At 40.6% G+C, this 17,981-nt stretch carries 9 protein-coding genes and 1 pseudogene; 9 read left to right on the plus strand and 1 reads right to left on the minus strand.

From position 1 onward, the window contains the following. Nucleotide 1 precedes the first annotated feature (1 nt). Nucleotides 2–1,831 (minus strand): TrkH family potassium uptake protein, encoded by a 1,830-nt coding sequence (locus ACNOGP_RS18940; protein ID WP_195475433.1) that lies wholly within the window; start codon nucleotides 1,829–1,831, stop codon nucleotides 2–4. A 131-nt stretch (nucleotides 1,832–1,962) separates the two neighbouring features. On the opposite strand from ACNOGP_RS18940, the gene ACNOGP_RS18945 reads away from it, so the two are divergent. The 9 genes and pseudogenes from ACNOGP_RS18945 to ACNOGP_RS18985 all read left to right on the plus strand — a co-directional run bounded on the left by ACNOGP_RS18945 (nucleotide 1,963) and on the right by ACNOGP_RS18985 (nucleotide 17,812). Continuing rightward, the gene (locus tag ACNOGP_RS18945; RefSeq protein ID WP_143868573.1) at nucleotides 1,963–3,333 is read left to right on the plus strand and encodes a TrpB-like pyridoxal phosphate-dependent enzyme; all 1,371 of its coding nucleotides are present in this window, start codon (nucleotides 1,963–1,965) and stop codon (nucleotides 3,331–3,333) included. Nucleotides 3,334–3,555: 222 nt separating this feature from the next. After that, nucleotides 3,556–4,290 (plus strand): anti-sigma factor antagonist, encoded by a 735-nt coding sequence (locus ACNOGP_RS18950; protein WP_229092467.1) that lies wholly within the window; start codon nucleotides 3,556–3,558, stop codon nucleotides 4,288–4,290. A gap of 10 nt (nucleotides 4,291–4,300) precedes the next feature. Beyond that, nucleotides 4,301–5,248 (plus strand): ABC transporter substrate-binding protein, encoded by a 948-nt coding sequence (locus ACNOGP_RS18955; protein ID WP_418213504.1) that lies wholly within the window; start codon nucleotides 4,301–4,303, stop codon nucleotides 5,246–5,248. A gap of 12 nt (nucleotides 5,249–5,260) precedes the next feature. Beyond that, nucleotides 5,261–7,192, plus strand: coding sequence for a SpoIIE family protein phosphatase (locus ACNOGP_RS18960; protein WP_418213505.1), 1,932 nt, complete (start codon nucleotides 5,261–5,263; stop codon nucleotides 7,190–7,192). Between the two features lie 9 nt (nucleotides 7,193–7,201). Next, nucleotides 7,202–7,609 carry an ATP-binding protein gene (locus ACNOGP_RS18965; protein ID WP_195475430.1) on the plus strand — a complete coding sequence of 136 codons (408 nt, stop codon included), beginning with the start codon at nucleotides 7,202–7,204 and terminating at the stop codon, nucleotides 7,607–7,609. A 99-nt stretch (nucleotides 7,610–7,708) separates the two neighbouring features. Continuing rightward, a complete protein-coding gene (locus tag ACNOGP_RS18970) occupies nucleotides 7,709–11,770 on the plus strand; it encodes a hybrid sensor histidine kinase/response regulator transcription factor (protein WP_418213506.1) in 4,062 nt (1,353 codons plus the stop codon). A gap of 85 nt (nucleotides 11,771–11,855) precedes the next feature. Further along, nucleotides 11,856–12,764 (plus strand): annotated as a pseudogene (locus ACNOGP_RS18975) (ATP-binding protein); the annotation flags it as partial. A gap of 531 nt (nucleotides 12,765–13,295) precedes the next feature. Then, a complete protein-coding gene (hepC, locus tag ACNOGP_RS18980) occupies nucleotides 13,296–15,428 on the plus strand; it encodes a heparin-sulfate lyase HepC (RefSeq protein WP_418213507.1) in 2,133 nt (710 codons plus the stop codon). A 113-nt stretch (nucleotides 15,429–15,541) separates the two neighbouring features. Beyond that, nucleotides 15,542–17,812, plus strand: coding sequence for a glycosyl hydrolase family 95 catalytic domain-containing protein (locus tag ACNOGP_RS18985; RefSeq protein WP_418213508.1), 2,271 nt, complete (start codon nucleotides 15,542–15,544; stop codon nucleotides 17,810–17,812). Nucleotides 17,813–17,981 lie beyond the last annotated feature (169 nt).

Here is a 17,981-nt window from a genome sequence, read left to right on the forward strand (position 1 = left end):
TTTAGTTTATGATGATGTTATCACTCGGATAACGGTATTTTGTATTCTTTTTCTGTTTCACAATTCCAAGCATTAATGTTATCAAGCCCACGCGACCGATAAACATCAATAACGCTACCAATAATTTGCTTGCATCACACAAACTCGGAGTCAGATTCAAGCTGGAGCCTACCGTGCTAAGCGCCGAAACACATTCGAACGTCAATGCCATCAACGATGCTTGCGGTTCGAGCATACTCAAGATAAAAATAAAAAGAAATAGTACACTCAATGACATAACCACTGTTGCATTGGAACGCCGGATAGAATCATGAGACAACTCCCTACCAAACACCTCGACACGCTCCGTACCGCGCAACACAGCTACGAGATTGAGAACGACTACCGCAAAGGCATTCACTTTGACACCACCGGCAGTAGACTGCGCCCCACCTCCAATCCACATCAACACCAGATAAACCAACAACGTCTGTACACTCAGAGAGGCCAAATCGACACTGCTGAAACCGGCGGTTCGCGGACAAGTGGCATTAAAGAATGCCTGCGTCCATTTATCCGCAACAGGCATCCCCGCAAACGAAGCATTCCATTCGAAAGCGGCAATCGCCAATGTACCGATTACCAAAAGCAGAAAAGTCATTATCAACACAATCTTCGTATTCAAATTATAAAGATGATGCACCTTGTGCCTTTCTAACTTACGGGTACGGATAAACCTCCAGAAATGACGCAGATGATATAGAACGATATCCTTGAAGTTAACCAAAATAGGGAAACCGATCCCACCCAGAATAATCAAAAAGGAAACGGAGACAAACAACCAGTTATGATTGGTCATCACCATCGGATTCCCCAAATTGCCGGAAAGCGTAGAGAACCCGGCATTACAGAAAGCCGAAATGGAATGAAAAGCAGCAAAAGCCAGTTCCTCATCCAAATTCATCCCCAACGTACCATGAATACTGAACCAGATAGAGACCATGCCGATTCCTTCAATCACCAATGTAAAGCCCAATATATATAATAAGGTAGACAACAAAGAACCCAATGAATTGGAACTGACCATATCCCGGACAACCAACTGATTATAAAGAGAGGTATTTCCCATAAAGAACATCGCAAAGAAACTCGTTAATGTCATCACTCCCAAACCACCGATTTGAATCAGCAAGATTATGACAACGAGCCCTCCTGTCGTAAATGTAGTCGATACATCCACCGGTACTAGCCCCGTCACACACACCGCACTCGTAGCCGTAAACAGCGAATCGACCCAAGTAATGCCATTCACCGTACACTTTGGCAACATCAATAATCCCGTGCCAATAAGAATAATAGCCAGAAAACTGACTGCCAATATCAAAGACGGGTTGGTACGCCGCCCCAACAGACGTACCAATCCGTTTGACAGATTCAATAAAGAAAAGACCAGCAATAATATCAAATGGTAAAATTTGCCATCCAAGAACTCCCAGAACTGCAAGATAGCTCCTTCCTCCTCCGGACGATGGAAAATGACAGGTATCAAAGTCAGGTACAACAACCCGCTCAATATCCAGGCCAATTTCCGATATTGCTTTTTAGTGCTCCTATATTCAAGCGAAATATGCAACGTTACATCAATCAGAAAGATGATCCATACAGCCTTATACAGAACTTGTATTTTTGCAATTTCATCTACCGACAACGGAAAGCCGTGTTCATAAATCACTCCGACAATTAGCGCAAGAGACGCTAAATAAGTTAAAGCCTCCACTAAGCCCAGTATAATTCGTATATAAGGTTTTAGCAGTTTGTTCTGATATAACAGGAATTTATGATAAATCTTCATATCATATTTTTTATAACGTCGTGCAAACTTAACTAAAATAACAATCGAAACCGATTCTTTGTTGACAAATTTATCTGAATATTAAAAATTTTGCCTACTTTTGGCAGCAGATAATTAAAAACCACAATATTATGAGTGACAAAAGAAAACGGTATATCCTACCGGAAGAAGAAATTCCACATTACTGGTACAACATTCAGGCTGATATGGTAAACAAGCCAATGCCACCGTTGCACCCGAAAACTAAACAACCACTGAAAGCAGAAGATCTCTATCCTATCTTTGCGGAAGAGTTATGCCGCCAGGAATTGAATCAGACCGACGCTTGGATTGAAATACCGGAGGAAGTACGCGAAATGTACAAATATTACCGCAGCACACCGTTAGTCCGTGCATACGGATTGGAAAAAGCACTCGGTACTCCGGCTCATATCTATTTCAAAAACGAAAGTGTAAGTCCCATCGGTTCTCATAAATTGAATTCCGCATTGGCACAGGCATACTATTGCAAGCAGGAAGGCGTAACCAATATCACTACCGAAACAGGCGCCGGACAATGGGGAGCAGCTCTTTCTTACGCGGCAAAAGTATTCGGTTTGGAAGCAGCCGTTTATCAAGTAAAGATCAGTTATGAGCAAAAGCCCTACCGTCGTAGCATCATGCAAACGTTTGGAGCACAGGTTACTCCTTCTCCATCCATGTCTACCCGTGCCGGTAAAGATATTCTGACCGCTCACCCCAACTATCAAGGTTCATTAGGAACAGCTATTTCCGAAGCTATCGAATTGGCACAAATGACTCCCAACTGTAAGTACACGCTTGGGTCGGTACTTAGTCACGTCACCCTTCACCAGACAATCATCGGTCTGGAAGCCGAAAAACAAATGGAGATGGCAGGTGAATACCCGGATGTCGTGATCGGATGTTTCGGAGGAGGTTCCAACTTTGGCGGTATCTCTTTCCCGTTCATGCGTCATAACATACTGGAAGGAAAGAAAACCCGCTTTGTGGCAGCCGAACCCGCCTCATGCCCTAAACTGACACGTGGTAAATTCCAATATGACTTCGGTGACGAAGCCGGATATACTCCGCTCCTTCCGATGTTTACATTAGGACATAATTTCGCTCCGGCACATATCCATGCCGGTGGTCTTCGTTATCATGGCGCAGGTGTAATTGTGTCACAATTGCTCAAAGACAAATTGATGGAAGCGGTAGATATCCAACAGCTGGAATCATTCGAAGCCGGCTGCCTGTTCGCACAAGCAGAAGGTATCATTCCGGCTCCCGAATCCTGCCACGCCATTGCAGCTGCTATTCGTGAAGCCAACCAATGTAAGGAAACAGGAGAAGAGAAAGTTATCCTGTTCAACCTTTCCGGACACGGACTGATCGATATGGCTTCATACGACAAGTATCTGGCAGGTGATTTGGTCAACTATTCATTGACGGATGAAGATATCCAGAAAAATCTGGATGAGATCGGAAATCTAGAAAAGTAATCTTTCTCATTTCCAGAGCAAATAATAGTGAAAACCCGGGCAGTAATTGCACCGGGTTTTTCTGTTTTTATGTTAAATCAGTTTAAATACATCCTATTCTTTCTATTTTCGTTCAACGCAGGGAATATTTCAAGCCGATTAATTTCCTATTCTTAAATAAAGCCGTACTTTTGTTGGAGCATTCAATCAAACAATATTCTTATGACACGCTACTTAAAAAACATGGAAAAAGAAATTATCATTGACAATCAGCTAGATGAAGTTACAAGAATCGCCCAATTTATAGAAGAATTAGGAATGTCATTGCACTTGCCGGCAAGTATCACTATGAGTATCAACCTCGCTATCGAAGAAGCTGTAACCAATATCATCCGCTATGGTTATCCGCCCAATAAAGAGAGTGAAATCATATTACGGACTTCCGTAGCTCCCGGTATGCTGACTACCCGGATCATTGATGACGGCATTTCATTCGACCCGACAGAAAAAGAAGCAACCACCAGCACACAATCACTTGACCAACATCTGACACAAGGACTGGGACTCTTTTTAATCCGGCGTACCATGGACAAAGTAGAGTATCATTCAACTAATAATCACAATGAGCTGATTCTGACTAAAAACATTGATATGAATTTCGAGCCGGAAGCCACTTTAAAAACAAACATATGCAAAATAGAGGAAGTGACCATATTGACTGTCGAAGGGCGACTCGACACAGCTAATTCAAATACATTCAACACAATCATACAACCTCTCTTAAATATGGAAAACCCCGATATCATTGTCAACTGTGAAGCCCTGTCATTCATCAGCAGTTCCGGTTTGCGAAGCATGATTACATTACAAAAAAGCGTGACACAGCACAATGGCCAACTTGTGCTGGAAGCAATGAAACCCGAAATCCGCAAGATATTTGATATGACAGGATGTTCCAATCTTTTTACCATACGCTAACCGCATAGGTATGAGAGCCATCCACATCCTTATTGGTATCCTGTTATCCGTATGGCTGATGACAGATACAGCGAACGCACAGTCCATAACTTTGATACCAAAGTGGACAGCTCAAGCACAATTTGCAGGTTATTATGTAGCCGAAAAAATGGGTTTCTACAAAGAAGAAGGACTCGATGTACATATCAAGCACCCGTCCCATTCCGAAAACTCATTTCTCTACCTTAAAGAAGATGCGCCACAAGCGGTTATCACTAACCTATCACAAGCTTTGATAGCGTATCAGAAAGGCAACCGAACTGTGAATATCATGCAAACATCACAAGAAAACAGCCTGATATTAGTCAGTCATTCACCATTGAAAGGGATTTCATCCTTGCAACACAAAGACATTGCCGTATGGAATCATCTCAGCCAGGAACTACTAGACCAGGTTGCAAACAAATATCTACTTCACGTAAACTGGATACGCTTTAACAATGGTATCAATCTCTTTCTCTCAAATGCAGTAGATATCTGTATGGTAGGAAGTTATAACGAATTCCCGCAACTTACGGAATGCGGGATGGAGATAGACTCCACACATATAATGCGTTTTGCCGATTATGGATACAATCTGCCTGAGGACGGGCTTTATGTCACCGAGAAGTATTATCAGGAACATCCGGAAACCGTGCAAAAGTTAGTCCGCGCCTGCATTCGCGGATGGAACTGGGCTTACGAGCACCGTGAAGAAGCGCTCGATATCGTAATGGAACAAGTTCGTCATTACAATATAGGAACCAACCGCTATCACCAGCGTAAAATGCTGGATGAAATACTACGGTTGCAAACTGATAAAAACGGCCGGCGTCCCTATCGGTTGAGCCGTGAGGGATTCGACACGGCAATGGATATTTTATTGCCGGAGAATACCGGAGAAACAAATACCCTTCAATATGAGAACTTTGTAAAATAACCGCACTATTACATGACACACACATACTCCCGTTCTTTTGCAACCCGGCTCAGTATCTACATACTGTCGTTCACGCTGATTGTCTTTGCCACAATCATGGGATTGTTCTATAAATACAGCCATGAGAAAGTGACGAATTACGCCATTGAACGTACCCATGGACTATTAAGCAATATCGCAACAGAAATCACCAATCAATTGGGTTCTGTAGAGACTACCATCAACCAGTCCGTCTGGATATTGGAGGAAAACATACATCAACCGGACTCCTTACATTATATCATTACTTCCATCATTAAAAATAATCCCCTCATTGTAGGAAGCGGCATAGCTTTCATTCCGGATTATTATAAAGAAAAGGGGAAATATTTCATGCCCTATGTCTCATTCAGCAGTAATAAGATTACCTATCAGATATTAGGTAGCCCAAATTATGATTATCCATGTATGGACTGGTATCTCATTCCCAAAATGCTGAAGCAGGATTATTGGAGTGAGCCCTATTATGATGACGGAGGAGGGAACATCATTATGAGTACTTATTCCAAACCTTTATATAACAATCAAGGCGAATTGTACGCCATCTTTATCGCCAGCATATCCCTTTCACAGTTTACCGACAACATAAGTCTGATGAAGCCCTATCCTACCAGCTACACCTACTTACTTAGCCGCAACGGAAGTTTCCTGACTCATGAAGACAGAAGTAAGATTCTGAATGAAACCGTATTCGCTGAATCATTTGCAACGGATAATCGGGCACAGGAACAAATTGGACACGATATGCTGGCAGGACAAACCGGAACAATGCGGTTCAACAATTTAGGAACGGATTCATATGCTTTCTATACCGCTATCCCAGAGACCGGATGGTCTGTATGTACAGTCTGTCCGAGCCGGATTATCCTTCAGGAGCTGGATAGCACTTCCCGAAAAATCATTTATACTTTCCTGATCGGCATACTAATACTGTTCATAATTGTATATAGTATTATCCGACGACTGGTACGCCCATTGGAACAGTTCTCCCAATCGGCCCGTGAAATTGCTACCGGAAGATTTGATGTAACTTTACCACAGGTCTATTCCAAGGATGAAATCAAGGATTTGCACGATTCTCTGGCTTATATGCAAAAATCCCTGTCTGCTTACGTAAGTGAATTAAAAGAAACGACAGCCCACAAAGAACGGATCGAAAGTGAGCTTTCCATAGCCAGAGAAATACAGATGGGAATGATACCCAAGATCTTCCCGCCTTACCCCGACCGTAACGACGTGGACTTACATGCTATCTTACATCCCGCCAAAGAAGTGGGAGGCGACCTTTATGACTTCTATATGGATGGCAACCGACTCTACTTTCTGATAGGAGATGTATCGGGAAAAGGCGTGCCGGCTTCCCTATTCATGGCTATCACCCGTAGCCTATTCCGCACCCTGTCCCATCAAGTAGATTCACCGGCCAAAATCGTCGCAGAGATGAACAACTCAATCTCTAACAGTAACGAATCCAATATGTTTGTGACACTAATTGTCGGAATTCTTGACTTATCAACAGGCAAAATGAAAATCTGCAATGCCGGTCATAATCCTCCCATACTCATACATCCGGACAAGCACGTATCATTCTTGGAGTTTCCGACTCAGATATTCGTAGGAGTCATTGATAGCTCTACATATACGGACACAGAAATTACCTTAGAAAAAGGAAGCAAGTTATTCCTTTATACAGATGGAGTTACAGAAGCTGAGAATGCGGAGAAGGAGCTTTATGGTGATGAAAAATTACAGAAACTTTTATCTGATAATGCCTCTTCGGATGTGCGCACTATCGTCGATGTCATTGTCACCTCCATCGCAGACCATGTGCAAGAAGCTGAAGCCAGTGATGACCTGACTATCTTACTCATTCAATACGAACCCGAATATAAAATCATTAACTAATACATCATTATGGAAAAAGAAATAACAATCTCGAACAATCTAAACGAAATAACTGTTTTAGCCAATTTTATAGAAGAAGTAGGTGAAGAACTTTCTCTGTCCGTAGAAACAACCATGAATATCAATCTGGCTCTAGAAGAAGCTGTTGCCAATATCATCATGTATGCCTATCCTCCACAAGAGCAGCATGCCATTTTGTTAAAAGTAACAGCTACCGAAAAACAACTGATATTCCTTCTGACGGACAAAGGAGCTTCTTTCGACCCCACACAAGTGGAAGATGTGGATATTACACTTCCTATTGAAGAACGTCCTATCGGGGGATTGGGTATTTTCCTGATTCGAAGCATTATGAATGAAATATCCTACCAACGCATCGATAACGAAAATCGACTAATAATGAAGAAAGATATTTAACATTATCCGGAAAAGATTGCATTGTTTTCCAGATAAAACGATGGGGCATATTAAAGATTTTATTATCTTTGGTGCCATTATTAATCTTATGACCTAATAATGAGCAACCTTAAAAATATAGTCATTTGCCTGCTATTTCTGTGTTTAGGTACCCATTCCGCTTTTTCGGAAATTCCGGAACCTATCAACTTTTCTTACATCTCTATCAATGAAGGATTGTCACAAAGCACTGTATTCGCCATCGATCAGGACAAACGGGGCAATATGTGGTTTGCCACTTATGATGGGGTAAACAAATATGATGGATACGCATTCACGGTTTATCAACACAATGAAGATGATCCTAACAGCATTGCCAATGACATTTCAAGAATTGTCAAGACCGATAGTCAGGGACGGGTTTGGATAGGAACACGAGACGGTCTATCTTATTATGATGAAGAAAAAGACCAATTCAAGAACTTTTTCTATGAAAAAAAAGGCAAACGGCAACAGGTCAACGGCATCGCAGAAATCTCTCCTGAGCAATTGTTGGTAAGCACACAGGAAGGTCTGATCATGTTCGACAGCAAAGAATCCAAGTTTGTAGAAGATGCTTTCAGCACTGCCATGCACAAAATCATAGCTTCCGCTCTTTACCGGCATGGCGACATAATCTATATCGGTACGATGGAAGACGGGCTTTACAGTTATTCCGTCACTCAAAAAAATCTGGAGAAAGTGACTCCTATATTGGATACCAAGCGGATTCAGGCTATTTTACAGCAATCTCCCACCCGAATATGGATAGCTACCGAAGGGGCAGGCTTATTATTGCTCAATCCGAAAACTAAAGAACTAAAGACATACCTCCATTCCTCCTCCGATCCGAAAAGTATAAGTTCCAATTACATACGTTCTCTGGCATTGGATTCACAAAACCGTCTATGGATAGGAACTTTCAATGATTTGAATATTTATCACGAAGCCAGTGACTCGTTCGTCTCATATAGCAGTAGTCCGGTAGAAAGCGGCAGCCTTTCGCAACGTTCCGTCCGAAGTATTTTTATGGATTCACAGGGAGGAATGTGGCTTGGCACCTATTTTGGCGGTCTCAACTATTACCATCCCATCCGAAACCGATTCAAGAATATACAGCGCATCCCATATAAGAACTCGTTGAGTGACAATGTAGTAAGCTGTATTGTAGAAGACAAGGACAAGAATCTGTGGATAGGAACCAATGACGGCGGATTGAATCTATACAACACCAAGACACAACATTTCACCCATTACGCCTTGCAAGAAAACGAGCGTGAAATCGGTATCGGTTCCAACAATATCAAAGCTGTATATGTGGATGAAGAAAAATCATTGGTATATATAGGTACACACGCCGGAGGATTGAACGTCCTCCACCGTAACAGTGGACGGATGGAAAGTTTCAATCAGCTGAACAGCGAGCTTGTCAATGAGAATGTATATGCCATCCTTCCCGACAAAGACGGTAATCTCTTATTGGGAACACTCAGCGCTTTAGTCCGTTTCAATCCGAAAGAACGCAGTTTTACAACCATAGAAAAAGAGAAAGACGGCACGCCTTTCACTCCTCAACGAATCACACTCTTATTCAGGGATTCCCACAAACGACTTTGGATTGGCGGCGAAGAGGGTATATCAGTCTTTCAACAGGAAGGACCGGAAATACAAGAAGTTACGATACTACCTGAATCATCAGTTACAAAGTTATTTACCAATTGCATTTACGAGGCTTCCAATGGTATTATTTGGATAGGCACACGTGAAGGAGTCTATTGCTTTAATGAGGAAGAAAAAACAATCAAACGATACACTACAATTAATGGACTGCCCAATAATGTGGTCTACGGCATACTGGAAGATACTTTCGGACGACTTTGGCTGAGTACCAATCGTGGTATTTCCTGTTTCAATCCGGAAACGGAAAAGTTCCGTAACTTTACAGAATCGGATGGATTACAAAGTAATCAATTCAACTCTTCCTCCTACTGCCGCACTTCCAACGGGCAAATGTACTTTGGTGGTATCAATGGTATCACTACTTTCCGTCCGGAATTGTTGCTGGACAATCCATACACTCCACCGGTAGTAATAACCAAGCTACAGCTATTTAATAAAACGGTCCGCCCGGACGATGAAACAGGCATATTGACTAAAAACATCAGTGAAACTGAAAGTATCACACTGAAATCCTGGCAAACAGCTTTCACCATTGAGTTCGTCGTATCCAATTATATTTCAGGACAACATAATACTTTCGCTTACAAGCTGGAAGGATACGATAAAGAATGGTATTATCTAACAGACAAACGTAGTGTTTCCTACTCTAATCTACCACAAGGGACTTATCATTTCATGGTAAAAGCCGCCAATAGTGACGGTAAATGGAACACTATCCCAACTGTACTCGAGATTATCGTACTTCCGATATGGTATAAAACATGGTGGGCTATTCTTCTTTTCCTAGCCACTTTTATCGGCTTCATCACTTTCGTTTTCCGTTTCTTCTGGATGCGCAAAAGCATGGAAGCTGAACTGGAAATAGAACGCAGGGACAAAGAACATCAGGAGGAAATCAACCAGATGAAAATGCGTTTCTTCATCAATATCTCCCATGAACTTCGTACCCCATTGACTCTTATCCTGGCTCCTCTGCAGGATATCATCAATAAGATAAGCGATCGTTGGACACGAAACCAATTGGAATATATCCAACGAAACGCTAATCGTCTGCTACACCTTGTCAATCAGTTGATGGATTATCGCCGTGCCGAACTCGGAGTATTCGAATTGAAAGCCAAGAAAGCGAACGCTTACCAACTGATACAAGAAAATTTCTTGTTTTATGATAAACTGGCACGCCACAAAAAGATAACTTATACTCTCCATTCCGATCTGGAAGATAAAGAGGTACTTTTTGATCCTAATTATCTGGAATTGATAGTAAACAACCTGCTTTCGAATGCTTTCAAATATACAGAAAGCGGCCAAAGCATTACTGTCACGTTGAAGGAAGAAAATAATTATCTGGTGTTGCAAGTCAGTGATACCGGTATAGGTATTCCTATCAATAAACAAGGAAAAATATTCGAGCGTTTCTACCAGATCGAAAGTGAACATGTAGGAAGTGGTATCGGACTTTCATTGATACAACGTCTGGTCGAACTACATCACGGGCATATCGAACTGGATAGCGAAGAAGGAAAAGGAAGTACGTTCTCCGTCTATCTGCCACAGGATATAAGTATCTACAAGCCCTCCGAACTGGCTGCTAACGGCAAGAAGAGCGAGGAGGAACAGGTATATTCCACCAATTCCAAAGAAATGTATTTCATCGACACGGAAAAGGTGGAGAATGAAGCTATAGAATCCGGTGACAAAAAGCGAGGAACCATTCTCATCGTAGAAGACAACAATGAAATCCGGCACTATCTAAGTAGCGGGCTTGCCGAACTGTTCAATATATTAGAGGCAGGAAATGGTGAAGAAGCATTGGAGAAACTGAAAGGAAATGAGGTAGATATTATCGTGACTGATGTGATGATGCCTGTTATGGATGGTATCAAGTTATGCAAAAATGTGAAACAGAACATTCCGACCTGTCACATTCCGGTAATTATGTTATCAGCCAAAAGCGAAATAAAAGACCAGATGGAAGGTCTGCAAATGGGTGCGGACGACTACATCCCCAAACCTTTCTCTCTTTCGATCCTGACCACGAAGATACAAAATATGATGCGTACACGCAGACGTATGCTCGAACGGTATTCCAAGTCTTTGGAAGTAGAACCCGAAAAGATCACGTTTAATGCCATGGACGAGGCTTTGCTTAAACGTGCCGTAAGTATTGTAGAAAAGAATATGGACAATATCGAGTTCTCCACCGATGAGTTTGCCAGAGAAATGAACATGAGCCGCTCCAACCTGCACTTGAAACTGAAAGCGATTACCGGTGAATCCACGATCGACTTTATACGTAAGATTCGTTTCAACGAAGCTGCCAAACTACTGAAAGACGGACGTTATACCGTAGCGGAAGTCAGTACAATGGTGGGATTCAATACCCCGTCTTACTTTGCTACAAGTTTCAAGAAATATTTTGGATACCTGCCGACAGAATATATTAAGAGGACAAAAGGATAAGTCCAAATCCAAAAATATTATGCTTTTTACGGATTTCATTCCATAAAAATCATAATATTTTTGGATTTAAAGAAAAAATGCTCGAAAAAAGAAAATTATCATCATTGATGAAGCACAACGTATCGAAAATATAGGATTACGCTTAAAACTAATCACCGACCAAATAAATGGAATACAATTGATTGCCACAGGAAGTTCCTCGTTCGACTTAGCCAATAAAGTAAATGAGCCTCTTACCGGAAGAAAATGGGAATATAAAATGTACCCTCTTTCTTTTCAAGAAATGGTCAATCATCATGGTTTACTGGATGAAAAACGTCTGTTACCACACCGCTTGGTTTTTGGCTATTATCCGGATGTAGTTACACATCCCGGTTCGGAAAGTGAAATTCTGAAGTTACTATCAGACAGCTACCTATATAAAGATATTTTAGATTGGGAACACATCAAAAAGGCAGACAAGATTGTAAAACTCCTTCAAGCACTGGCTTTTCAAATAGGCTCTGAAGTCTCTTATAATGAATTAGGACAATTATGTGATCTTGATCCGAAAACAGTAGAACGCTATGTTATATTGCTCGAACAATCATATATAATCTTCCGTTTAGGTTCATTCAGCCGTAATCTCAGAAATGAACTAAAAAGCAGCCGAAAAATATATTTCTATGATAATGGAATACGTAACGCTGTAATCGCCAACTTTTCGTTAGCGGAAACCCGTTCAGATATAGGAGCTTTATTTGAGAATTTCCTTGTTTCAGAACGAATCAAATATCTTCAATACCACCATTTATGGCATAACACATGGTTTTGGCGTACAACTGCCATGCAGGAAATAGACTTGATAGAAGAAGGAGATGGAAAGTTAATGACTTATGAATTCAAGTGGAATCCCAAACGTTCTGCCAAATTTCCAAGAGCATTTTCTGAGAATTATCCGGGAGCTACTTTTACAGTAATTACTTCGGAGAATATAGAAGAATTTTTATTGTAAAACAGCAATATGAACCTCTCTTTCATCGCCTGTGACATTTTTGTAGTTATTCTAAGTATTATAGGGGGAAATACAAAAATGTTGCAATCCTCATTATCAAAGGTTTAAGTCCCCAAATAGGGGTAAAATAAAATAAGTTTACAAAAAACAACAGGATGTTTTCGCTTTTTTCCAAGAGAAAAGTGCATTTTTTCTTTAATGCATTACAGTTGTGTAACCGATAAGTTACACTTGTCTTTCCATGTGGTTACACAACAGCAACCAGTCGATTACTCAAGTCCAACTCATTAACTCTATTAGACGAACTTATCAAAAGACCAAGATGTTTTGCATAATATAAGTAGGCGAGATTATTAATACTACAGCACAATTCTACAAAATGCTACGGCCTTTTCCACGTATCAAACAGGAACATTGCACAAAATTGAAATACTATTCAATAAAATTATCCATAATCAGGCTACTTTACTCCATATATTTGCAGAGAAATAAATCAGTACTCAGAAATTGCGTAAACTAATAATTAATACTATGAGCTTCGGTAATAAATTAGGTATCCACATATTGTTATTTCTTATCGCCACGTTTATAGCGTGCACTGACAACGACATTCAGGAAAACAATAATAATCTTCCTCCAAAAGACGAGCCAACCCCTCCTCAGGAAGAGACCGGAGAACATTTATTTGATATTCTCAATCTTGATTATCCGGGATTAGAAGAAATAAAATCTTTATATAAAAGCGGTGAGAATGATGCAGCAATGCAAAAGTTACTTACCTACTACAGAAGCAGAACGGCCATTGAAAACCCCAATCTGACTGCTACTCTTAATGACACGGAGCAAGGTTATGCCGATTATGCCATAGACGAATATCGTTTTTACGTCAATGACAATTACTTGGAAGACAAAGATCGGAAAATTCCATATTCACTGAAAAGTAACGACCAAATGATTAATTGGCAATTTGCTCCCGAAGGTGCTGATAATGAATATCAAAAGCAGTTACATCGCCATAATTGGATACCGATGCAGGGCAAAGCCTATCAAAAATCCAAGAATGAAAAATATATGCTTTCATGGAAAGAAGTATATACAGATTGGATACTCAAAAATCCAAAGCCGAATGGGAAGCCGGACAAATTCCAATGGCACCAGCTCCAAATGTCCACACGTATTATGGGGCAAACAGAATCTTTCGAGTATTTCAAATCCTCCCCTCATTTCACTCCGGAATGGCTTTCCTTTTTCCTCATACATTTTGCTGAACATGCCGATTATCTATCCATGTACAAATATTCCGGAGAAAACAATATTCTACTAAGCCAGGCAGTAGCATTGGTATTTGCCGGAACATTGTTTCCAGAACTTAAGAATGCCCCACAATGGCAGAAAACAGGATGTGAGATTATAAATGATCAAACTACAAAGTTATTTTTGGAAGATGGAATGACTAACGATCTCTCTCTTCATTATCATATAGGCATAGTAGACGGACTTTATGATCTCAAACGGCTTATCCAACTGAATAAATTGCCGGACAATCTGCTCTCACCGCAGCTCGATGAAACACTTTTGAAAGCCACCAAAGTTGTCATGCACTTCACATACCCAAGTTATTTTGAGAAAGGAAGCAAACAGTGCAGTCCCGCATTCAATGATTCATGGATAAAAACACGCAGTGTATTAAACAAAAACTTTGTGAAGTATGCGGCAATGTTTCCGGAAGATTCTGAATTAAAGTATATGCAAACGTATGGTAATGAAGGCACTCTTCCCGACAGCAGAATCAAAACATTCGAAGATTCCGGATTTTATGTATTGCGCAACGGTTGGACACCAGAGTCTACAATGCTGATACTTAGCAATAACATATCTTCCAAGTTACAAGACTCAAGCCATAACCAACTTGATAACGGAACATTCGAGTTATATCATAACGGTCGTAATTTCTTTCCGGACTCCGGAGTATGTTCATATATGAAAGAGGATGATGCAGAAGTAATGAAACTACGCAGATGGTTTCGGCAAACCAAAGCGCACAATACAATGGTACTGGGAAAATCTGAAGATCATGAAGATATCGGTGCCGAAAATATCAGCAAGGCAGAAGGCAAGCTACTACTAAAAGAAGAAAATGCCGACCGACAACTCATAGTTACCGAAAATCAAGGATACAATGATTTCAAACACCGCCGTGCTGTTTTTTATATAAAACAACCGACCGAATTTTTCGTACTGGTAGATGAAGGATTTGGCACAGCAACCGGTTATGCAAAATTATATTTCCATCTTTGCGATGAAACATCTGTAAATAATGTTATTCTGGACAGTCAAGAGGCAGGCGCACATACTACCTTTGAAAACAATAACTTATTAATCCGAAGCTTTGGAAATCAGGCCATCACCCTAAAGCCTTTTGATGGACGGATATCTTATCAGACCGACAGAAAATACTCAACAAGAAAAGCCTATTCACTTGTTATGAAGAAACAAAGAAGTATCCCCGTGCGATACATTACCATACTATATCCGGTCAGTAAGGTTTCCAATCAAAAGATCAGTGCAAAATTTACTGATGACCCGTCAAACTCAAACCATGTTTCTATTGAGGTGACTATCGGTAATCAGGTATATCCACTAAGCTTTCAACTCAAACACTAAAAGTTATGCAAAAATATATTCAAACAATTAGTTGGAATTTATTATTTTTATTCCTATTTTTGTTAGCAACCTGTAAATCTCTCGTTAACCTTATAAAACACAAAAATGGCACTATGAATATTCAACACAGATACTATAGCTATATCCTTCTGCTTTTAATCTGCCTTTGTAGTGCGGATGTTTATTCTATGGATATCAAGCAGAATATAAATTGGCCTCAATTTATGAGTCAGCAGGATATGATATGGGAAAGATTACCGGAATATTGGTACGACTCAGCCTATCTAGGTAACGGCAGGTTGGGACTAATGATCTACAAAGAACCGGATAAAAACTATATACGCCTGGAAACAGGAAACTGTGATGTACACGATCATCGTGCAAAAAGAGATGTATTTGGAATTCCCCGACTACTTACCGGGCATTTTGCTTTACACCCTAAAGGAGAAATAATCAGCGGCAAGATGCGTCTTGATCTTTGGAACGCAGAGGCTTCAACCGAAATCACCACTACGAAAGGAATTATCCATCTACAAACTCTCGTTCATGCTGATGATATGATCATCGTAGTTAAAGCAACTACCGAAGGAGACGAACATGACTTTCGATGGGAATGGATAGCTGCTGAAGCTAACAGCCCGCGTTATCTATTATTCAAAAGGCAAGGAAAAACGAATAAGATCCCCGAAGGTTACAAACTCAATCCTTCCCCTACTAACAGCAAAGAAAATGAGATAAACTTATCTATACAAGAATTATTGGCAGGAGGAGAAACAACCGTAGGATGGCAAGAGACAAAGACGTCTCCACAAGAAAGAATCTTATGGATAAATCTTACACACACTTATCCACAAAGTACTTCAAAGAAGATTTGTAAAGCAGAAATACGCCAAGCTATACGTAAAGGTTATGCAGCACTTCAAAACGCTCATCGGCAATGGTGGAACTCTTATTATCCCGCTAGTTTCATCAGCTTACCGGATGCAAAGAAAGAAAATTTCTACTGGATTCAAATGTATAAACTAGCCTCAGCTACTCGTGGCGACCGGGCATTAATAGATAACACCGGTCCGTGGTTATCTGAAACACCGTGGCCAAATGCTTGGTGGAACCTCAACGTGCAACTCACCTACTGGGCACTGAATGCTTCCGACCATTTGGATTTAGCCGCATCCCTAGAGAATGCACTCTATAATCACATTGACCAACTACGCTTGAACATACCTGCCGCATATCGTCACAACTCATTGGGCATAGGTGTTGCTTCAAATCTGGAATGCATGACGACCACTGTAGGAATTCCCGGTAAAGGAAAAGCGCAAGTGGGACTTCTTCCTTGGGCCTGCCATAATCTTTGGCTTATTTATCGTCATAAAATGGATGATGAAGTTTTGCGTAATAAATTGTTCCCGTTATTAAAAGGGGCTATCAATTACTATCTTCATTTTATCAAAAAAGGAGAAGACGGCAAATATCATCTACCTGAAACTTATTCTCCCGAATATGGTGTAACGGAAGACTGTAACTTTGACCTTGCATTATTATATTGGGGTTGTCAGACCTTATTGGAGTCAGCACAGCGATTGCAGATTCAAGATCCACTAATTTCAACCTGGAAAGATGTATTAGATAATCTCACTCCGTATCCGATGGATGAAAATGGGTTACTTATTGGAAAAGACACACCTTATGCTTTCTCCCACAGGCATTATTCACACCTACTTTCCATCTATCCTTTATACCTTATTAATAAGGAGGAACCAAACAATACCCAACTTATAGAGAAATCATTAGCCTTTTGGCAAAGTAAGCCGAAAGCTCTTTTAGGTTACTCATGTACAGGTGCATCCTCTATATCTTCCGCTATTGGAAAAGGAAACGAGGCTCTATCCTATCTAAATAAATTATTTGGCAAGTTCCTTAGTTCGACCACTATGTATAAAGAAAGCGGCCCGGTTATCGAGACGCCACTATCAGGTGCACAATGTATACATGATATGTTAATACAAAGTTGGGGAGGGAAACTCCGTATTTTCCCTGCACTGCCGGACGTTTGGAAGGATGTCTGCTTCTCCGGTTTACGCACAGAAGGAGCATTCAAAGTATCTGCCAACAGAAAGGATGGGAAAACACTGTTTGTCCACATCAAAAGTCTTGCAGGAGAACCATGTATCGTAACTACCGACATCGTTAATCCCATATTCAAAGGGAAACGGACGTTTACTGTACAAGCCACCACCAACGGCACATATCAAATTGATTTAAAGAAAGGAGAAGAGGTGTTGATCTATCCCCAAGGAAAGATTCCGGACTTCATAATCTCTCCTATTCCACCTGTTTCCAAAAATCATTTTGGACTAAAAAACATCCAAACCAACACCTAAAAATGTACAAAAGCCTTCCTCTATATATGTACGAGAAGGTTACATTATGACATACAAAAGACCTATTTTCAAGTCATAAACAGTTTTTTTGGACATAAATAGTATATGATTCAACAAAACTAATATCAAAAAAACATTTTTGAACAAAGCCTGAACAACTTCGGCTAAT

The sequence above is a fragment of the Bacteroides difficilis genome, assembly GCF_048319815.1.
Lineage (GTDB): Bacteria > Bacteroidota > Bacteroidia > Bacteroidales > Bacteroidaceae > Bacteroides > Bacteroides zhangwenhongii.